18 protein-coding genes and 4 pseudogenes are annotated in these 18,543 nt (G+C 29.7%); 8 read left to right on the top strand and 14 right to left on the bottom strand.

Features of this window, described 5'->3' with window-relative positions:
* Nucleotide 1 precedes the first annotated feature (1 nt).
* Genes ACZ1HD_RS03255 through ACZ1HD_RS03245 form a run of 3 tightly spaced genes read right to left on the bottom strand, consistent with a single transcriptional unit; the run spans nucleotide 2 to nucleotide 2,631 of the window.
* Nucleotides 2–757: a hypothetical protein gene (locus tag ACZ1HD_RS03255; RefSeq protein WP_375240258.1), complete on the bottom strand. Its 756-nt coding sequence runs from the start codon at nucleotides 755–757 to the stop codon at nucleotides 2–4.
* The gene (locus ACZ1HD_RS03250; RefSeq protein ID WP_375240257.1) at nucleotides 754–1,314 is read right to left on the bottom strand and encodes a DNA-3-methyladenine glycosylase I; all 561 of its coding nucleotides are present in this window, start codon (nucleotides 1,312–1,314) and stop codon (nucleotides 754–756) included. The genes ACZ1HD_RS03255 and ACZ1HD_RS03250 overlap by 4 nt, the downstream gene beginning before the upstream one ends.
* Nucleotides 1,315–2,631 (bottom strand): M24 family metallopeptidase, encoded by a 1,317-nt coding sequence (locus ACZ1HD_RS03245; protein WP_472688634.1) that lies wholly within the window; start codon nucleotides 2,629–2,631, stop codon nucleotides 1,315–1,317. It lies immediately after the preceding gene.
* Between the two features lie 102 nt (nucleotides 2,632–2,733).
* Between ACZ1HD_RS03245 and ACZ1HD_RS03240 the strand changes: the two genes are divergently transcribed.
* Together ACZ1HD_RS03240 and ACZ1HD_RS03235 are read left to right on the top strand one after the other, a co-directional pair.
* The gene (locus ACZ1HD_RS03240) at nucleotides 2,734–2,952 is read left to right on the top strand and encodes a hypothetical protein (protein ID WP_472688633.1); all 219 of its coding nucleotides are present in this window, start codon (nucleotides 2,734–2,736) and stop codon (nucleotides 2,950–2,952) included.
* A gap of 26 nt (nucleotides 2,953–2,978) precedes the next feature.
* Nucleotides 2,979–3,167: pseudogene (locus ACZ1HD_RS03235) on the top strand (DUF6146 family protein); the annotation flags it as partial.
* Here ACZ1HD_RS03235 and ACZ1HD_RS03230 read toward each other — a convergent pair.
* A pseudogene (locus tag ACZ1HD_RS03230) lies at nucleotides 3,160–3,650 on the bottom strand (dihydrofolate reductase). The pseudogenes ACZ1HD_RS03235 and ACZ1HD_RS03230 overlap by 8 nt on opposite strands.
* Before the next feature lies 1 nt (nucleotide 3,651).
* Nucleotides 3,652–4,080 (bottom strand): hypothetical protein, encoded by a 429-nt coding sequence (locus tag ACZ1HD_RS03225; protein ID WP_472688632.1) that lies wholly within the window; start codon nucleotides 4,078–4,080, stop codon nucleotides 3,652–3,654.
* Nucleotides 4,081–4,378: 298 nt separating this feature from the next.
* Here ACZ1HD_RS03225 and ACZ1HD_RS03220 point away from each other — a divergent pair, with 298 nt between their 5' ends.
* On the top strand, nucleotides 4,379–4,675 hold the full coding sequence (locus tag ACZ1HD_RS03220; protein ID WP_472688631.1) for an isoamylase early set domain-containing protein: 297 nt from the start codon (nucleotides 4,379–4,381) through the stop codon (nucleotides 4,673–4,675).
* 39 nt (nucleotides 4,676–4,714) lie between these two features.
* Here ACZ1HD_RS03220 and ACZ1HD_RS03215 read toward each other — a convergent pair whose 3' ends face one another.
* From ACZ1HD_RS03215 to ACZ1HD_RS03190, 6 genes and pseudogenes are all read right to left on the bottom strand, one after another.
* Nucleotides 4,715–5,539, bottom strand: a complete 825-nt coding sequence (locus ACZ1HD_RS03215) for a thymidylate synthase (protein ID WP_472688630.1) — start codon at nucleotides 5,537–5,539, stop codon at nucleotides 4,715–4,717.
* 139 nt (nucleotides 5,540–5,678) lie between these two features.
* Nucleotides 5,679–7,436 (bottom strand): NupC/NupG family nucleoside CNT transporter, encoded by a 1,758-nt coding sequence (locus tag ACZ1HD_RS03210; RefSeq protein WP_472688629.1) that lies wholly within the window; start codon nucleotides 7,434–7,436, stop codon nucleotides 5,679–5,681.
* A gap of 15 nt (nucleotides 7,437–7,451) precedes the next feature.
* Nucleotides 7,452–8,063, bottom strand: a complete 612-nt coding sequence (locus ACZ1HD_RS03205) for a bifunctional nuclease family protein (RefSeq protein ID WP_079738180.1) — start codon at nucleotides 8,061–8,063, stop codon at nucleotides 7,452–7,454.
* A gap of 332 nt (nucleotides 8,064–8,395) precedes the next feature.
* Nucleotides 8,396–9,350, bottom strand: a pseudogene (locus ACZ1HD_RS03200) (electron transfer flavoprotein subunit alpha/FixB family protein).
* 103 nt (nucleotides 9,351–9,453) lie between these two features.
* A complete protein-coding gene (locus ACZ1HD_RS03195; RefSeq protein WP_077811159.1) occupies nucleotides 9,454–10,200 on the bottom strand; it encodes an electron transfer flavoprotein subunit beta/FixA family protein in 747 nt (248 codons plus the stop codon).
* A 306-nt stretch (nucleotides 10,201–10,506) separates the two neighbouring features.
* Entirely contained in the window at nucleotides 10,507–11,253 is a 747-nt protein-coding gene (locus ACZ1HD_RS03190) for a hypothetical protein (RefSeq protein WP_472688628.1), read from the bottom strand.
* A gap of 301 nt (nucleotides 11,254–11,554) precedes the next feature.
* On the opposite strand from ACZ1HD_RS03190, the gene ACZ1HD_RS03185 reads away from it, so the two are divergent.
* The 3 genes and pseudogenes from ACZ1HD_RS03185 to ACZ1HD_RS03175 all read left to right on the top strand — a co-directional run bounded on the left by ACZ1HD_RS03185 (nucleotide 11,555) and on the right by ACZ1HD_RS03175 (nucleotide 15,757).
* Nucleotides 11,555–12,532, top strand: coding sequence for a pyruvate dehydrogenase complex E1 component subunit beta (locus ACZ1HD_RS03185; RefSeq protein WP_077811158.1), 978 nt, complete (start codon nucleotides 11,555–11,557; stop codon nucleotides 12,530–12,532).
* Between the two features lie 169 nt (nucleotides 12,533–12,701).
* Nucleotides 12,702–13,229 (top strand): inorganic diphosphatase, encoded by a 528-nt coding sequence (locus ACZ1HD_RS03180; RefSeq protein ID WP_472688627.1) that lies wholly within the window; start codon nucleotides 12,702–12,704, stop codon nucleotides 13,227–13,229.
* Between the two features lie 242 nt (nucleotides 13,230–13,471).
* Nucleotides 13,472–15,757: pseudogene (locus ACZ1HD_RS03175) on the top strand (sodium-translocating pyrophosphatase).
* 70 nt (nucleotides 15,758–15,827) lie between these two features.
* Here ACZ1HD_RS03175 and ACZ1HD_RS03170 read toward each other — a convergent pair.
* Nucleotides 15,828–16,415 carry a hypothetical protein gene (locus tag ACZ1HD_RS03170; RefSeq protein ID WP_079738176.1) on the bottom strand — a complete coding sequence of 196 codons (588 nt, stop codon included), beginning with the start codon at nucleotides 16,413–16,415 and terminating at the stop codon, nucleotides 15,828–15,830.
* A gap of 190 nt (nucleotides 16,416–16,605) precedes the next feature.
* Here ACZ1HD_RS03170 and ACZ1HD_RS03165 point away from each other — a divergent pair, with 190 nt between their 5' ends.
* Both ACZ1HD_RS03165 and ACZ1HD_RS03160 read left to right on the top strand, forming a co-directional pair.
* Nucleotides 16,606–17,202 carry a hypothetical protein gene (locus ACZ1HD_RS03165; protein ID WP_472688626.1) on the top strand — a complete coding sequence of 199 codons (597 nt, stop codon included), beginning with the start codon at nucleotides 16,606–16,608 and terminating at the stop codon, nucleotides 17,200–17,202.
* Nucleotides 17,189–17,608 (top strand): phosphatase domain-containing protein, encoded by a 420-nt coding sequence (locus ACZ1HD_RS03160; RefSeq protein WP_472688625.1) that lies wholly within the window; start codon nucleotides 17,189–17,191, stop codon nucleotides 17,606–17,608. Before ACZ1HD_RS03165 ends, ACZ1HD_RS03160 begins: the two co-directional genes overlap by 14 nt.
* A 52-nt stretch (nucleotides 17,609–17,660) precedes the next feature.
* Here ACZ1HD_RS03160 and ACZ1HD_RS03155 read toward each other — a convergent pair whose 3' ends face one another.
* Both ACZ1HD_RS03155 and ACZ1HD_RS03150 read right to left on the bottom strand, forming a co-directional pair.
* On the bottom strand, nucleotides 17,661–17,822 hold the full coding sequence (locus tag ACZ1HD_RS03155) for a DUF1328 domain-containing protein (RefSeq protein WP_077811153.1): 162 nt from the start codon (nucleotides 17,820–17,822) through the stop codon (nucleotides 17,661–17,663).
* Between the two features lie 194 nt (nucleotides 17,823–18,016).
* Nucleotides 18,017–18,466: a ferritin-like domain-containing protein gene (locus tag ACZ1HD_RS03150; protein WP_077811152.1), complete on the bottom strand. Its 450-nt coding sequence runs from the start codon at nucleotides 18,464–18,466 to the stop codon at nucleotides 18,017–18,019.
* Between the last annotated feature and the right edge of the window lie 77 nt (nucleotides 18,467–18,543).

Raw genomic sequence — 18,543 nt, 5'->3', positions numbered from 1 at the left:
TTTATATCTTTTCTATATTTTTTAATCTTTTCCAAGCTATTTTATTGCGTTGAGTATAGATAAAGAAACAACCAATATCTAATAAAAAATAGAACAAGCTAATACCACTTGGCGGATTATTACTAGGTAAAAAATCGAAAACACCAAAGGCCGTACTTGGCCATTTCCAGCAACCAAACGCTGTACCTCCTATTTCTAAAATCGCCACCAAAATGTACATCGAAAAAAAGAATAACTTTTCTTTTGGACGAGTCCACAGTAGCAAGAAAACTACAATAGTCATTACAAAACCAAACACATCGTTAAAGAAAACTACATAAACTGTTGCCAATAAAACAATTATTAAAGCAAACAGTTCTTCTACTGCCTCGTGGTATTTTCTAACTATTGGTGCTTTGCTAAACATAAAAATTCGACCATATAATGCTGCATGACCAAATGGTACATATAAAGGCACATTTTCTAATCTATATGTGTACATATTTAAAAGTCTCGAAAAAAGATACTCGCCTCCAAAACCTAAAATTACCGCATAAATCATTAACTCTTGGGTTCTTTTATTCGCTCTAAAATACATTACTACAAAGCCAATTAACATTAAAATATTAATGGGTAATTGAGAGTTTGTAACGTTTTCTGCAAAATATAAACTATCAAAAAACAGAAAAAACACAAATATTATAAATATGCCTATTCTTCTGCTAAATGTATAAAATATAGCTTTTAAGTCTTTAGCAGGTACTTTTAAAATTTTCATTCTGTTGGATATTTAAAACAGTTTGTTGTGTGATCGTTAACCATACCGACAGCTTGCATATAAGCATAAACCACGGTAGAACCAACAAATTTGAATCCGCGTTTTTTTAAATCTTTAGATATAATATCAGATAATTTAGTAGTTGCTGGCACGTCTTCTCTTTTATGAAATTTATTTAAAATTGGTTTATGATCTACATATGACCAAATAAACTTAGAAAATGAACCAAACTCTTTCTGTACTTCAAGAAACAATTGCGCATTTGTAATTGCACTTCTTATTTTTAGTTTATTTCTGATAATACCAGCATCTTGAAGCAAAGATTCATATTTTTTTTCTGAATATTTAGAAATTTTCTCATAATCAAAATTATCAAATGCTTTTCTAAAGTTTTCTCTTTTATTTAAAATTGTTATCCAACTTAAACCTGCCTGAAAAGTTTCTAGAACTAAAAATTCAAAGAGTGTTTCATCATCAAAAACTGGTTTTCCCCATTCGTTATCATGATAATCAATATATAATTGACTATCTGTTACCCAAAAACACCTATTTTTCATCTACTTAATTTTAATTGGTATAATTTCTGTTTGCCTAGAATTTACATATTCAAAAATATTATTTCCAAAAAAACCAGCTTCTTCTAACATAATTCTAATGTTTTTGCCCCATTCTTTTAAAGCTACAGTTGTATTTAATTCTATGGCATATACTGTATTTTTATGTAAAGGATAATCTCCGTTTACTGGCACTCCGTTTTGAGAATCCCACATACCAATTGTTGTACCAGCACTATGCCCAAACATACCCAAAGGATGCGTATATATAGAAGGAATCAAACCTTCTTTTCTTCCTTGAATTAAAGATTCTTTTAATATTTGATTTCCTGTTTTACCAACTTTCATGTTAGAAGTTAAAATATCTTGTACTCGATTTCCTTTTTTAAAGGCATCTACTAAAAATGTTGGCACAGAATTCTCGTTATCCTTTAAAACATATGCGTGCTGCTGGCAATCTGTATTTAGACCAATATAGGTAATTCCGAAATCGCAATGTAATAAATCGCCTTTTAAGATAATTTTCTTCTCTTTTCCTTTAGAAAAAGACTCTATATGCGATTTTAAAACTTCGTTATTTCTTTGGATATCTATAGTAGGATGAAACCATGTTTCTAAACCTAAATCGGTTACTTTTTGACGTAGACACCACACCAAATCTTCTGTAGTAGTTTTACCTGGAATGATTGTTTTTGATGAAAAAGTTTCTGCAATAATATTGTGTGTAATTTGTACTAGCTCTTTGTACAATTTCATTTCTTTGGCAGTTCTTGTTTCAATCCAACCAATGGCAAGTTTTTCTGCAGAAACCACTTTATTAACATACGATTTTGGTAGGTTTTCTAATAACTCATCATAATCTGTTTTAACCAAACCATCTGCCAAAGCAAAATATTTAGAAATATTTACTCCTATTTTATTCGGATTTCTATTCTTTATAATTTCCGATAAAGCTTTCCATTGATCTGGCTCTTTTTCTTTATCCCAAGCAGATTTTATATTTTTACCAATATCATATCTTGCAACTGCTAATCTTTCTAACGTATTTTTAGCTTTATCTCTATAAAAAACAATAATAGTTCTTCTTCGTGCATTTAACCAAGTAGCGGGTAACATGGTTTTTAAAACAGGATCTTCGTTGTATTCTCTAGAAATTAACAGCCACATATCTATGTCTGCAGCATCCATTAATTGTGGCAATAAATTAGTAAATCGATCTTCTAATAAATTATCTTTTAATATTGCTCTTTCTCTTTCTGATAAAATCTGAGCTTGAGAAAATTGAAAAGTAAAGACAAAAAGTAGAATTAAATATTTCATAATTAAAGGTTAGTTAATGGATAAAATTAATGTTAAATCAATTAAAAATCAATCTATTTCAGATTATTTTTTGCAACTTTACTAACATTAAAATCTCTGATTATGAAAATCTTAAAATATATTTCTTTTCTAATTTTATCTTGTATTGTACTTTTTTCTTGTGCATCTACATTAAGCAACTCAAATAATAGCACAAAAGAAGAACCTGTGGTAATTGCAAATGATAGTTTAGAATACGAGATAATTATTATTGATCCGGGTTTTTCATCTTACCTTGCTAGTGTTGCAAAACCGAAGGGTTTTATGACCAAAATTATCTAGAAGCTAGAAATAAAGCTTGGGTACTTACCTGGAATCAGCGCGCTCAGAATCCAACAAGTTATAATCAAGGAATTTATGAAAACATAATAGATTATAATTCTAACACAGATTATGGCTATGAAGTTAACTACAAACTTTTTAATTATTTTCTATTTGCTCAAAGAAAATATAAAATGAGTTTGGGAGGCGGTTTTAGAACCGGAAGAATTAATTAGCTTTTGTATAAGAAACAAAACTGTAATCTAATTTATTTTTTTCATCCGCTGTAAAATCTTCTCTAGAATCTTCTTTCCAAATTTTTGGGTCTATTTCCGGAAAAAATACATCCGCTTCAAAAGATTTATGCACCAATGTAATATCTAGTCGATCTGCTAAATTTTTAGCAATTGTTTCTTTGTAAATTTGTGCACCACCAATTATAAAAATCTTTTCTTCTTCTTTCGCCATTTCAATAGCTTCTTCTAAACTATTAGCAATTAAGCAACCATCTTTAAAGTAATTTTTATTTCTTGTAATAATAATTGTGGTTCTATTTGGCAAAGGCTTACCAATAGATTCAAAAGTATTTCTACCCATTAAAATATAATGACCTGTTGTAACTTTTTTAAATCTTTTAAATCTGCAGGTAAATGCCAAATTAAATCGTTGTCTTTACCTAAAGCGTAATTTTGTGCAATAGCAGCTATAACTGTAATCATATTAATTGAATAAATTATTAATTTTACTATTTATCTTAAAAGGTAGAATAAATGTTACTGCCACACTTTTGCCATTTAGCTTTGCTGCTTTTTTAACTTTAAACTCTTCTACCACTCGTACGATTTCCTTATGTAAATCTTTATCTTTCTCACTTGTATTTATAACTTTTACATTCTTATTTAGATCAATATGAATTTCAACATAAAATTTATAATCAGTTATTACAAGTCCTAAAATTTTATAATCTACTTTAGATAGGAACTTTTTTTGTAAAAAGGAATTGAACTTTGCTCTATTTTTTGAATACAAAGCCTTTGTTCCTTTAAATAATGGATACTCATCTACTTGAATTAATTTATAACTCTTAATTTCTTGAGCATTACTGTAACAGGTAACTATCAATGCAATTATTATAAATATCTTTTTCATTATACAAAAATAAGAGAAACTTTACTTAGTTACACTTTTTTATGCCTTTTTACAATTATACAAGAAAAAATTTAAATCGATTTCGTTAAAAACTACTGATTTTCAAGTGATAAAAAGATTAAAAACTATTGTATAAATACTAAATTATAAGAATCATTTTATAGATTTTACAATATAATTATATCAGAATTACAAAAGTGATAATTCTTTATTAAAACACTAATTTTAGGCTTGTTATGTTCTAATACTTGTATACTTTTACTTAAAAATTTGAGACAATTTTTAAATACAAAAGACTATGGCAATTAAAAAACAATTTTTAAAAAGCAAACCTGTTTGCAAAGTAACTTTCTCTATTTCACGAGAAGAAGCTAGTAATGTAGCTGTAGTAGGAAGTTTTAACGAATGGAATGCTGCTTCTACTCCTTTAAAGAAATTAAAGAACGGTACTTTTAAAACAACTGTAGATTTAGAAGCTAATAATTCTTACGAATTTAGATATGTAATAGACGGCGTTTACACTAATGATGCAGAAGCAGATAGTTTCTCTTGGAACGATTATGCAGGTGCAGAAAACAGTGTATTGACTGTATAAAATAAAAAAGACTCTCAATTAATTGAGAGTCTTTTTTATTTAAATGGCAACTTTTCCTTTTATATGAGGATGCGGATTGTAGTCTAACAATTCGAAGTCTTCGAATGTAAAATCTTCAATATTTTTTATATTCGAATTCATCTTCATTTTTGGTAAAGGCCTTATATCTCTAGACAATTGCAATTCTAATTGTTCTTTATGATTATTATAAATATGAGCATCACCAAATGTGTGAATAAATTCTCCTGCCTCATAACCACAAACTTGTGCAACCATCATTGTAAATAAAGCATAAGAAGCAATATTAAAAGGTACACCTAAAAATATATCTGCACTTCTTTGGTATAATTGACATGATAATTTTCCGTCTGCTACGTAAAACTGAAAAAATGCATGACAAGGAGGTAAAGCTGCTTTTCCGTTCGCTACATTTTCAGAAAAAGAAACTGACGTATCCGGCATTACAGAAGGATTCCAAGCAGAAACCATCATTCTTCTAGAATTTGGATTTTCTTTTAAAGTTGCAATTACATCTTTTAATTGATCAATTTCATCACTATTCCAATTACGCCATTGATGCCCATAAACAGGACCTAAATCTCCGTTTTCATCTGCCCACTCATTCCAGATTCTTACGCCATTTTCCTGCAAATATTTAATATTTGTATCTCCTTTTATAAACCATAAAAGTTCATAAATTATAGATTTTAAGTGTAATTTCTTTGTGGTAACCATCGGAAAACCTTCACTTAAGTCAAATCTCATTTGATAACCAAAAACACTTTTTGTTCCTGTACCTGTTCTATCTCCTTTTTCGTTTCCGTTTTCTAAAACGTGCTTTACTAAATCGTGATATTGTTTCATTTTATGATGTAAAGTGTTAATTAGATTTATTTTTCTAAAATAAATAAGTGTAAAAATAAAAAAAGCTTCAAATGGTTTTATGAAGCTTTTTAAATAATATTTTAAAGTTATTAACTATTTAAAAAATAGTTTTTTTGTCTTAACCAATAATCATACCTGCAATAGTTGCAGACATTAAAGAGGCTATTGTACCACCAATTAATGCTTTCATTCCGAATTCTGACAATACTTTTCTTTGACCAGGAGCCAAAGAACCAATACCACCAATTTGAATACCAATTGAAGCAAAATTTGCAAAACCACATAACATATAAGTCGCCATAATTATCGATTTATTATATGCTAAATGTGTTGCATTTGCAACATTTTTTAATTCTGCTAACTGTATATAACCAACAAATTCACTTGCTGCTAGTTTAATACCTAATAATTGCCCCATAAGTGTCATATCTTCTGTTGGCACACCTATTAACCACATTAACGGTGCAAAAACATATCCTAAAATAAACTCTAAAGACAACTGATCATATGCTGTATTATTTGCTATAATTTCATTTAAAGAAGATAAATCTCCTATTAAACCTAAACCACCGTTTATCATTGCAATTACAGCTACAAAAACCAATAACATTGCACCAACATTTACAGCCAATCGCAAACCTTCTGTTGTTCCGTTTGCAATTGCATCTAAAATATTAGAACCTATTTTTTCTTGCGAAACGGTAACATCTGTATTTACTTCTTCTGTTTGCGGATATAGAATTTTAGAAATTACAATTGCACCAGGTGCAGCCATAACAGACGCTGCTAATAAATGCTTTGCAAAAACCAATTCTAATTCTTTGTCTCCTCCACCCAAAAAGCCTATATAAGCAGCCAATACTGCTCCGGCAACTGTTGCCATTCCGCCAATCATTACTAAAAGCATTTCAGATTTATTCATCTTTTCTAAATATGCTTTAATTAATAATGGTGCTTCTGTTTGTCCTAAGAAAATATTACCTGCAACAGATAAACTTTCCATACCGGAAATACCTAAAAACTTAGACAATACAATTGCTAAGATTTTAACCATCCATTGTATAATTCCTAAATAAAATAACAGTGAAGTTAATGCAGAGAAAAATATAATTGTAGGTAAAACTTGAAAAGCAAAAATATATCCAAACGTGTCCATATCTGCAATTAAACCATCAAATAAAAACTTACTTCCGGCTTTTGTATATTCTAAAATTTCAATAAAAAGCTTACCAACCAATTCAAATGCTTTCTGAATAAAAGATACTTTTAAAACGCCAATTGCAATAATTAACTGTAACGCTAAACCAATTCCTACTTTTTTCCAATCGATAGCTTTCTTTTTAGAACTAAATAAAAAAGCGATTACAATTAAAGAAAACATACCTAATGCACCACGCCAAAAACTAGTAAAAGTAAAGCTACCACTCTCTATAATACCTTCATTTTCTAAAACTGATTTTGTTTCTTCTACTTCTTCTACCTTTTTAATTGGTGTTACGTTATCTGTTTCTGCCAATACTATTTTGGTATATTCTGGCGATGCTAATGTATATGTTACATCTCCTTCAGATAAAACCAAGCTTGCATTATCAAAAGATACAATATTAAAATATCTTAATTCTTCTTTTGGTGTTGTAGCATTAAGAATTATAAGATTATTTTGTCTTAAGTAAGTTCCTGTAGAAGCTGGTTTATCTGCGTATGCAGGAAGTTGAAATTTACCATCGGATAAAGAAAAAACTTTTGTTTCTTCTGATTGAAGTAAAGATGTTCCGTCTGATTTTTTTACAGAATTAAAGGTCCAATTTTGTTCTAAATCTTGCCCAAAAATTGAAATTGAAATAAAACAAAAGGCAATTAAAAATATATTTTTCATAAGGTAAGTTTCGTGTTAAGACCGTTTACTAATTTCGTCTCTAATTTTTGCTGCCAATTCATAATTTTCATTAGCAACTGCTTTGTCTAACTCTTGATTTAGCTCTGTTATAGATTTTTCTGCATAAGAATCTGATTTATCTACTTCTAAAATTGTATCAATTTCTGATGTAATTTCATCTTCAGCATCATCTGTTAAACCTAATTCTTCTTCAATTTTTAAATAAACACCTGCTTTGTCTAAAATGTTTTCGTAGGTATAAATTGGTGCTTGAAAACGTACTGCAATTGCAATTGCATCTGATGTTCTTGCATCTATAACTTCTTGTTCTCCGTCTTTTTCGCAAATTAAACTAGAAAAGAAAACACCGTCTACTAATTTATGAATAATTACCTCTTTTATTTCTATTTGAAATCTATCTGAAAAGGTTTTAAACAAATCGTGTGTTAATGGTCTTGGTGGTCTTATTTCTTTTTCTAAAGCTATGGCTATAGATTGTGCTTCAAAGGCTCCAATAATTATTGGTAAAGTTCTACTTCCTTCCATTTCACTTAAAACTAATGCATATGCACCAGTTTGTGTTTGGCTGTAAGAAATTCCTTTTATGGTTAGTTTTATTAAACTCATATATCTTTCTGCGGGAAATAAAATTAGCTTTTTTTAAAATTATTTTAGGCTAATTTTTAAGGGCACAATTTACTAAAAAATTAGATAGTGAAAACAGTTATTTTTTATACTTTACTTTTTTAGTTATAATAAAGCCTGCGTGAAGGATAGAGCTATTGTTTGAGCTCTTTTGTTTTGTGAAATAAAATGGAACAAAACAAAAAGCGAGTAGCGAAAGCCTGACGAAATTATGATTTTAGAAATTGATTAACTTAAAAAAACCTATCAAAACAATAAATTCTGATAGGTTTTTGAAATGCTATTACTTCATAATTTGGGCACGCCCAAACTATTTAAGCGGCTTTAAACGCTTTTAATTTTTCTATTAATTTAGGTACAACTTCAAAAGCATCTCCTACAACTCCGTAATCTGCTGCCTTAAAAAATGGTGCTTCCGGATCTGTATTAATAACTACTTTTACTTTAGATGCATTAATACCTGCCAAATGCTGTATTGCACCGAAATACCAATTGCAATATATAAATTAGAAGCAACTGGTTTACCTGTTTGCCCAACATGCTCTCCGTGAGGTCTCCAACCTAAATCTGAAACTGGTTTAGAACAAGCTGTTGCAGCGCCTAAGACTTCTGCTAACTCTTCTACCATTCCCCAATTTTCGGTCCTTTTAAACCTCTACCTGCAGAAACTACAGTATCTGCATCTGCAATTGTTACTTTACCGGTTACTCTTTCTATATTTTCTGATGTTACGCCCGATGCAGCAACTTCTGCATCAAAAGCCTCTACAGTTCCTTCTACTGCATTCTCATGTATACCAAAAGAATTTTTTGCTAAACCAATAACTTTTTTGTCTGTAGAAATTACAGTATTAGAAAATGCTTTGTTAGAAAATGCTTTTCTTTTTACTGTAAAAGGACTTGTACTAGATGGTGCAGCAACTACATTAGATGCATAACCTGCTTCTAAAGAAACGGCTACTAAAGGTGCTAAATATAAACCATCTATACTAGAATCTACAACTACAACAGATGCACTTTCTTTTGCTGCTGCTTGTTGTACTACTGCTGCATATTGTTTTGCATTAAATGTTGCTAAACTATCGTTAGAAACCGCTAAAACTTTTTCTGCACCATATTTATGTAATTCTGAAGAATCAGCAGCGTTTATTGTTAAAACAACAACATTTTCACCTAACTGTTCTGCAACTTTTTTTCCGTAAGAAACTACTTCAAAAGCAGTTTTCTTAAATTTTCCGTCTGTTGAATCGGCAAATACTAAAACTGACATATTTTTTATTTTTATATTTTCTAAAGCATTAAAGCGCTTAGAGAAAATGAATTTTTAATTATTTTTTTGATAAAATTTAGAATGTAAAAACTTTTACCGAAACTTAAATAACTTTAGCTTCGTTGTGTAATAAATTAATTAACTCATCTAAATTATCTGCATCTACTAATTTAACAGCTCCTTTTGGTGCTGGTTTTTCGTAAGTTTGAATATTTGTTGATGCATTTGCGCCAGTAGCTTCTACTACTTGTAATGGTTTTTTACGTGCCATCATAATTCCTCTCATGTTAGGAATACGCAAGTCTTTTTCTTCTACAATACCTTTTTGTCCACCAACTACTAATGGTAAAGTTGTTGCTAAAGATTCTGTACCACCATCAATTTCTCTTTTTGCATTTACGCTTGTACCGTCTACTTCCATCTCTACACAACCGTTAACAAAGTTAAAATCTATTAATGATGCTAACATTCCTGGTACCATTTGACCATTATAATCTGCAGATTCTTTACCTGCTAAAACTAAATCGAAACCACCGTTTTTTACAACTTCTGCTAATTCTTTAGCTACTAAAAACCCATCTGTTGGTTCTGCATTTATTCTAATAGCGTCATCTGCACCAATTGCCAAAGCTTTTCTTAGCGTTGGTTCTGTTTCTGCACCACCAACATTAACAACCGTTACTGTAGCACCTTGCTTTTCTTTAAACCACATTGCTCTTGTTAAACAAAATTCGTCATAAGGATTAATTACAAACTGCACACCGTTTTTATCAAACTCAGCATCATTATTTGTAAAATTAATTTTTGAAGTGGTATCAGGTACGTGACTAATACAAACTAATATTTTCATAAATTATAATTTTATATTCTTTTCTTGTTGACGAAATTACGGCTTTTTTTAAAAAATACTATGCGTGCATAGTATTTTTTTATTTATTTATCAATTTAAGATAAATTGTTGTTTAGATTTTTAGCCTTTTCTAAAAAATACATGAGAATAAATGGAAGTATCATAGACAAATACGAAATATCAAATAAATTACCATTTATGTTTGCATAAAAACCTTCCTCAATTACATTTAATATAAAAGTAACAAACATTAATCCTGATAAAATATAGGTTGAAAACAAAAACACATCACTACTATTTTTAACTTTAAACGAAAAAACGAATGGAAGTAATAGAGAAATTAAGATTAAAATCTTTGGAGCATATCTCGGTTTGATGATTAAACGGATTGTGTTCTTTTATGAATGTTAAACTTGGTAAGTCTATAAAAACAGGTAATGAAATAAAAATTAATGACATTAAAAAACATAAAATAAAAAGCAACTTCTTATAAGGTTTTACTTTTATAAATTCTGAAAACATAAATATGGTTAAGGGTATTGCGACAATACCTCTTGTTAATACTAAAAAAGCAGAAAAGAATGCAATTAAATAGGACTGTTTAAAAATATTATTCTTGAATTTTTGCTGCCAAATTGAAATAAAAAGAAGGACTAAAATACAATTACTCATCAAATCGCTTTTACCAATAACTTCCCAAAAATATGAAGGTGCTAACGTAAATAGTAAAAAAATAAAAACCTTTTCATCATTTTTAATTTTAGAAAGTATAATAAATATCGACAAAAACAAAAAAGTAAATGGTTGTAAAAAACCAACATCTCCTAACAAATAAAATGGCAACCCAACATAAAATAAACCTGGTAAGTTAGAGGTAGTATTGCCCAAATGATCTAAAATAGCATAAGGATATTTTCCTTCTAAAATACTTTTTATTAAAACCTCTAAAGCAGACCATCTATCCGTATTTAAGCTTAATCCGTCTACTTTTAAATTAATAAACATCAACAAGCAAAAAAAGCACAAAGAAAAAGCAAACAAGATAAAATTCATTTTTTTAACATTGTTTAAAATTGCTTTTACTTTATTATACAGTAATAGACTAAAAATAATTAAAACAATATAAAATAGCATAAAAATAAAACTAGGTAACCCCTCTATTCTATTTGAATACTTTAAAACAAAAAGTGAATTTATAATTATATATACAATTAAAAAAAACTTTTTTTACTAACAAAATCAATAAACATGTTCAAAATATAAAATTCTTCTATTTTTGATATAAAAGTACATTTTATTTACTCATAAATTCCTTACTTTTGCTTATCAAAAAACAAACAATAATTTAGATTCAATGAAGACAGTTCAATTTAGAGAGGCAATTTGTGAAGCCATGAGCGAAGAAATGCGCAGAGATGAAAGCATTTACTTAATGGGTGAAGAAGTTGCAGAATATAATGGAGCTTATAAAGCTAGTAAAGGAATGTTAGACGAGTTTGGTGCAAAAAGAGTTATAGATACTCCTATTGCAGAACTTGGTTTTGCAGGTATTGCAATTGGTTCTGCTATGAATGGCAACAGACCTATTGTAGAATACATGACTTTTAACTTCTCTTTAGTTGGTATTGATCAAATTATTAACAACGCAGCAAAAATTAGACAAATGTCCGGTGGGCAATTCAATTGTCCTATTGTTTTTAGAGGACCAACTGCATCTGCAGGTCAATTAGGAGCAACACACTCTCAAGCATTTGAAAACTGGTTTGCAAACACACCTGGTTTAAAAGTTATTGTACCATCTAATCCATACGACGCTAAAGGATTATTAAAAGCAGCTATTAGAGATGATGATCCGGTAATTTTTATGGAGTCTGAACAAATGTATGGTGATAAGATGGAAATTCCGGAAGGAGAGTACATTATACCAATTGGTGTTGCAGACATTAAAAGAGAAGGTACAGATGTTACTATTGTTTCTTTTGGTAAAATTATTAAAGAAGCTTACAAAGCTGCAGACGAATTAGCAAAAGACAATATTTCTGTAGAAATTATAGATTTAAGAACTGTGCGCCCTATGGATCACGCAGCTATTTTAACTTCTGTAAAGAAAACAAATAGATTAGTAGTGTTAGAAGAAGCGTGGCCATTTGCAAGTGTAGCGTCAGAAATTACATATAGAATTCAAAACGAAGCATTCGATTATTTAGATGCTCCAATCAAAAGAATAACTACTGCAGATGCACCAGCACCTTACTCTCCTGTTTTATTCGAAAAATGGATTCCGAATGCACAAGATGTTATAAAAGCAGTAAAAGAAGTAATGTATATTTAATACATAATTTTACATAAATTTTAAAAATCCTTTTTTCTTAGTTTGAAAAAAGGATTTTTTCATTCTAAATAAGTTCGAAAACCATTGCGCAAATACACTATAAAATATATTGAAAAACTTATAAGATTTACTACTTTTGCAATAAGTTTAAAAGATAAATAAGAAATTTATGAGTTCAGAAGATAAGAAGACTTTTGATGTTTTAATAGAGATACCTAAAGGAAGTAGAAATAAATATGAGTATGATTTTGATTTAAATAAGATTCGTTTTGATAGAATGTTATTTTCTTCTATGATGTACCTTGCAGATTATGGTTTTGTACCAGAAACTTTAGCTTTAGATGATGATCCGTTAGATGTATTAGTATTAGGTCACGAGCCAACTTTTCCTATGTGTGTTATCGAAGTAAAACCAATTGGTGTATTTCATATGACTGACGAAAAAGGACCAGATGAAAAAATTATTTGTGTGCCAATTTCAGATCCTATCCGGAACAATAAAAGTGATATTTCTGACTTAAATCCTCATAGATTAAAAGAAATAGAACATTTCTTTAAAGTTTATAAAGATTTAGAAAAGAAAAAAGTAGATGTTGGTGGATGGGGAGATGCTAAAGAGGCTTACCAAATATTCTCTGAATCTGTAAAAAGATATGAAGAAAGCGACTACAAAAAAGTAGATCAATTTAAAATCTAAATACATGTTATAAGTATTTTAAAACTCTTTAAATAATTTTAAAGAGTTTTTTTGTTTCAAACTTTATTCCAAGTCATATTTTTATCATATTACCACAAATCAATTATTCAGAATAACTATCAAAAAAATTACATAATCCTTTATTTTAAGCCTATTTTATGTGAAATTTATTTTTTTATACACTTTAAATTGAATTTATTACATTTACAATCATTTTTTAACTAATCAAATAAATTTAATATATGGAATCACTAATGATTTGGATGCCGATTGCAATGGCAGTATTAGGTTTAATCTACATGTGGATTAAACAAACTTGGGTAATGAAACAAGATGCAGGAGACGGTAAAATGAAAGAAATTTCTGATTACATTTATGAAGGTGCGCTTGCTTTTCTAAGCGCAGAATATAAGCTATTAGCAATTTTTGTAGTTATTGTTAGTATTGCACTAGCAGCAGTTTCTTTTATTGTACCAACCACTCACATCTTAATTGTTGTTGCTTTTATATTTGGTGCTGTTTTTTCTGCTTTTGCAGGTAATATCGGTATGAAAATAGCTACAAAAACAAATGTTAGAACTACACAAGCAGCCAGAACAAGTTTACCAAATGCATTAAAAATTTCTTTTGGCGGTGGTACTGTTATGGGACTTGGTGTTGCAGGTTTGGCTGTATTAGGCTTAACTGCTTTCTTTATTGTTTTTTATCAAAAATTTATGGGCGGAGTCCGGACTTCTACCACCGATATGACAATTGTTCTAGAAACTTTAGCTGGTTTTTCTTTAGGTGCAGAATCGATTGCTCTTTTTGCTAGAGTTGGTGGCGGAATCTACACAAAAGCTGCAGATGTTGGTGCAGATTTAGTAGGTAAAGTAGAAGCAGGAATACCCGAAGATGATCCTAGAAACCCAGCAACTATTGCAGATAATGTTGGTGATAATGTTGGTGATGTTGCAGGTATGGGAGCCGATTTATTTGGTTCTTACGTTGCTACCGTATTGGCAGCAATGGTTTTAGGTAATTATGTTATTAAAGATATGGGCGGAAGTATAAACGACGCTTTTGGAGGAATTGGCCCTATTTTATTACCAATGGCAATTGCAGGTGCTGGAATTATAATTTCTATTATCGGTACAATGTTGGTAAAAATTAGTGATAACAACGCTAAAGAATCTCAAGTTATGGGAGCTTTAAATAAAGGAAATTGGACTTCTATTATTTTAGTTGGTCTTTCTTGTTTTGGTTTAGTTACTTGGATGCTACCGAAACTATGACTATGGAGTTTTTTGGTGAAGGTCTACAAGAAATTTCTTCTATGAGAGTGTTTTACGCAACTTTAGTAGGTTTAATTGTAGGTGCAGTAATCTCATCTGTAACCGAATATTATACCGGTCTAGGAAAATCTCCTATTCTTAAAATTGTGCAACAATCTTCTACAGGTGCAGGTACAAATATTATTGCAGGTTTAGCAACAGGTATGATTTCAACTTTTCCTTCAGTATTATTATTTGCTGGTGCAATTTGGGCTTCTTATGCTTTTGCTGGTTTTTATGGAGTCGCATTAGCTGCTTCTGCAATGATGGCAACTACAGCTATGCAATTAGCTATTGATGCATTCGGGCCAATTTCTGATAATGCAGGTGGTATTGCAGAAATGAGCGAGCAAGAACCAATTGTAAGAGAGCGTACAGATATTTTAGATTCTGTAGGTAATACAACAGCTGCAACAGGAAAAGGTTTTGCGATTGCTTCTGCCGCTTTAACTTCTTTAGCGCTTTTTGCTGCGTATGTAACATTTACAGGAATAGACGGAATTAACATTTTCAAAGCTCCGGTTTTAGCAATGTTATTTGTTGGCGGTATGGTACCAGTTGTTTTTTCTGCTTTGGCAATGAATGCCGTAGGTAAAGCTGCTATGGAAATGGTACAAGAGGTTCGTAGACAATTTAGAGATATTGCAGGTATTATGGAAGGCACAGGAAAACCAGAATATGATAAATGTGTAGCAATATCTACACAAGCGTCTTTAAAAGAAATGATGTTACCAGGTTTATTAACTATTGGTTTCCCTTTAGTAATAGCATTTCTTCCTTTGGCTTTTGGTATGGATAAATTAGCTATCGCAGAAATGTTAGGTGGTTATATGGCAGGTGTAACAGTTTCGGAGTTTTATGGGCAATTTTTCAAAATAATGCTGGTGGAGCTTGGGATAATGCAAAAAAATCTTTTGAAGCTGGTGTAGAAATTGATGGAGAAATGACGTATAAAGGTTCTGATGCACACAAAGCAGCTGTTACCGGTGATACTGTTGGAGATCCTTTTAAAGATACTTCGGTCCGTCAATGAATATTTTAATTAAATTAACTTGTTTAATTGGTTTGGTTATAGCTCCTATTTTAGGTGGACATACTGAAAATAAAGTTCAAGGTAAAGAGGTTAAAAAAGAAATAATAATAAAGCAAAAAGACAATAAACTTGCAAAAGTTTCTAAAACTGAAACTGTAAACAAAAGTTATAACTTGAAATAAAATACTTTAAAAATAAGAGCATAAAAAAAGCTGCATTAACTGCAGCTTTTTTTATCAATAATAAGATAAATTATTTCTTATAAATTACTTTGTAATCATCACCAATTTTTTGGTTTAAGTCTTCTATTGTTTTAAAATACTTATATCTTGTATTAAAAATTCTATCCGGTTTTTCACCAACAATATAATATTTTACATTTAAATCTGGCGCGTTTAATGTAATCTGATCTGAGATTCTCATCTTTTTATCATTTATAGATTGATCCATTTCTTCTAACATAGAAATAACAACTAAATTATTGTTCATGGCTCTAATCTCTTTAATGTCAATCTTGTGCTCTTTATCTGTAACTTCTACTTCTACCATTAAAGTTTGCTCTTCCTTTTCTAACGTATCATCATCATTTGGCATATCTACGTCTACATAAGGCACTTCTACCTCTGTTTCTTCCATTACCACCACTACTTTAGGCACTTTTACAGTTTTAGTTGTTGTACCTACGTTTACATCTGCCCAATCTACATCAAAAGATGGTAATTGTCCTGCTTCTGTATCTACATCAATATCTACATCCGGTAATTTAGTTTTTTTCGTTTGATCTACATCACAGCTATACAATACAGTTGCTGCCATTATTGTCATAATAATTTTTTTCATAATATTTAAAATTTTGGTTAAACTTAACATGCTCTTTATAAAAGCACGTGGCAAAACTAAAGGTATTTAACAGTTCTTATTAGCTCAAAAAAATCTTCTTAACTCAAATAATAGTAAGAAAATTCATTACTTCCTCTATACAATTAGTATTTTTGTTTGAACCTAATTAATTTATAAACCCTAATAATACATGTCACTTTTCAGTAAAGATCCTTTACAAATAATTGTTTTTAATAGTTATGGTAGCGATACACATTTTTATATTAGAGGTAGAGCTTTACAAGATGAAAATATCAACCTAGAAAAAAACAATATTTTTAGTTTGTTTGTAAATACCTGGAAGCGTTTTGAAAGTGATGAGGTTCGAAATACAGCCTTAACAATTCAATTACCAAATAACCATAAAATTGAAACTAAAACAGATAATAAAGGTTATTTTGAAGTTTCTGAGACCTTAAATAATTTAACTAGTTTAACTGATACCGAAGGGTGGTTAAACTTTGAAATTTCGTTTACCGATACTAATATCAACAGAAAAATTACCAAAAACAATAGATTTTTAGGTAAAATGTTGATACCTAAATTAACAGTAGACTACGGAATTATAAGCGATATAGACGACACCATTTTACATACTGGCGTTATTTCTAGAATGAAATGGCGTGTACTTATAAATACATTTTTTGTTTCTCCTTTAAAAGGAAAGCACTTGTTGGTGCTGCAGAGTTTTACAACTTGTTACATCTTGGTAAATCGGCAAAAACGCAAATCCTTTGTTTTATGTTAGTCATAGTCCTTGGAATTTATATCGATATTTAGACTTTTTTCTTGAAAAAAATAATTTTACGGAAGGAGCTGTTTTGCTAAGAACTGCGGGTAGTATTTTTAAGAAAAAAACTATTGAAGAGAAACCACAAAAACAAAACGAAATTAGAAATATTCTTAACACTTATAACGATTTAAAATTTATCTTAATAGGAGATGCGGGTGAACATGATGCTGATATTTATATGGAAATCACTAAAAATTATCCCAATAAAATAAAAGCTATTTATTTAAGAAGTGTGCTACACAGTAAAAAAATGGAACGCATTAAGTTATTGATAGAGAATTATAATGACACCGAATTTTTTATTGTTGATTCTTCTAAAGAAGCTATAGAACACGCAAAAAAACATCATTTTATTGCATAAAAAAACTGTTTAAATTTAATTAAACAGTTTTTTTATATATAAAGTTTTAGTTTTATCTTTTTACTCCGCCTCTAATTAAAGAAAGCACAAATAATACTAAAAATACAAAAAATAATATTTTAGCAATTCCTGCAGAAGCTCCTGCAATTCCTCCAAATCCTAATACAGCAGCAATTAATGCAATTACTACAAATGTGATTGTCCAACGTAACATAATTTTAAAGTTTTAATGGTTAATATATAAATAGATATTCCTATTTCTTACACTACAAATTTAACTGGTTTATAGTGCTTTACTTAACTCTAATAGATTGATTATTAACTCTAATAGAACACAAAAAGCAACTCTAACAAAAAAAAAAAGATGCTTAGCAGCATCTTTTTAGAGTTCTAACTAAAGTTTAAATCTTATGATATTTCTTCTAAAGATTTAATATTGTAAAGACCTGTTTCTATAGTAGCTTTTTGCGATTCTAACACATCTTTAGTACTACTTGGTAAACTTGTTTCTTTTAAAACATCATTATATTCTTCAATAGAAGCTTTCTCTCCTCGTATTGCTTCTTCTAACATAGACTCTTCGTCATCTAAAGAAAATAAAGATTTAACGTCCATCCAAGCTCTGTGAGCTGTTCCTGTTAAACTACCACCTTTATCTACATCTTGGTTAAAAGATTTGATTTCTTTTTTTAATTCGTGCCCAAAAGTATATCTTTCTTCTGCCTTTCTATTAAAGTATATTTTAAGAGAATTGTTCTCTATATTTTCTGCAGCTTTTTTAAATCCTTTTTCTGCATCGTATGTTTTCTCTAAAAGAGCATTTAATTTCTGTCCAACTTCTTGTGTGTAAGTATTCATTTTTCTATTTTTTTTAATGAACGCTCGTTTCGTTTTAAGATGCCAAACGCTTTACATCTATTTGATATTTCAAAATT

The sequence above is a fragment of the Polaribacter sp. HA6-7 genome, from assembly GCF_055693625.1.
Note: the sequence above shows the minus strand (reverse complement) of the source record. Positions and strands in the feature narration are given on the sequence as shown.

What these genes read in the sequence shown, in the direction of transcription:
- ACZ1HD_RS03255 (WP_375240258.1), bottom strand. Translation starts at nt 757, where the DNA reads ATGAAAATTTTAAAAGTACCTGCTAAAGACTTAAAAGCTATATTTTAT.
- ACZ1HD_RS03250 (WP_375240257.1), bottom strand. Translation starts at nt 1,314, where the DNA reads ATGAAAAATAGGTGTTTTTGGGTAACAGATAGTCAATTATATATTGAT.
- ACZ1HD_RS03245 (WP_472688634.1), bottom strand. Translation starts at nt 2,631, where the DNA reads ATGAAATATTTAATTCTACTTTTTGTCTTTACTTTTCAATTTTCTCAA.
- ACZ1HD_RS03240 (WP_472688633.1), top strand. Translation starts at nt 2,734, where the DNA reads ATGAAAATCTTAAAATATATTTCTTTTCTAATTTTATCTTGTATTGTA.
- ACZ1HD_RS03225 (WP_472688632.1), bottom strand. Translation starts at nt 4,080, where the DNA reads ATGAAAAAGATATTTATAATAATTGCATTGATAGTTACCTGTTACAGT.
- ACZ1HD_RS03220 (WP_472688631.1), top strand. Translation starts at nt 4,379, where the DNA reads ATGGCAATTAAAAAACAATTTTTAAAAAGCAAACCTGTTTGCAAAGTA.
- ACZ1HD_RS03215 (WP_472688630.1), bottom strand. Translation starts at nt 5,539, where the DNA reads ATGAAACAATATCACGATTTAGTAAAGCACGTTTTAGAAAACGGAAAC.
- ACZ1HD_RS03210 (WP_472688629.1), bottom strand. Translation starts at nt 7,436, where the DNA reads ATGAAAAATATATTTTTAATTGCCTTTTGTTTTATTTCAATTTCAATT.
- ACZ1HD_RS03205 (WP_079738180.1), bottom strand. Translation starts at nt 8,063, where the DNA reads ATGAGTTTAATAAAACTAACCATAAAAGGAATTTCTTACAGCCAAACA.
- ACZ1HD_RS03195 (WP_077811159.1), bottom strand. Translation starts at nt 10,200, where the DNA reads ATGAAAATATTAGTTTGTATTAGTCACGTACCTGATACCACTTCAAAA.
- ACZ1HD_RS03190 (WP_472688628.1), bottom strand. Translation starts at nt 11,253, where the DNA reads ATGAATTTTATCTTGTTTGCTTTTTCTTTGTGCTTTTTTTGCTTGTTG.
- ACZ1HD_RS03185 (WP_077811158.1), top strand. Translation starts at nt 11,555, where the DNA reads ATGAAGACAGTTCAATTTAGAGAGGCAATTTGTGAAGCCATGAGCGAA.
- ACZ1HD_RS03180 (WP_472688627.1), top strand. Translation starts at nt 12,702, where the DNA reads ATGAGTTCAGAAGATAAGAAGACTTTTGATGTTTTAATAGAGATACCT.
- ACZ1HD_RS03170 (WP_079738176.1), bottom strand. Translation starts at nt 16,415, where the DNA reads ATGAAAAAAATTATTATGACAATAATGGCAGCAACTGTATTGTATAGC.
- ACZ1HD_RS03165 (WP_472688626.1), top strand. Translation starts at nt 16,606, where the DNA reads ATGTCACTTTTCAGTAAAGATCCTTTACAAATAATTGTTTTTAATAGT.
- ACZ1HD_RS03155 (WP_077811153.1), bottom strand. Translation starts at nt 17,822, where the DNA reads ATGTTACGTTGGACAATCACATTTGTAGTAATTGCATTAATTGCTGCT.
- ACZ1HD_RS03150 (WP_077811152.1), bottom strand. Translation starts at nt 18,466, where the DNA reads ATGAATACTTACACACAAGAAGTTGGACAGAAATTAAATGCTCTTTTA.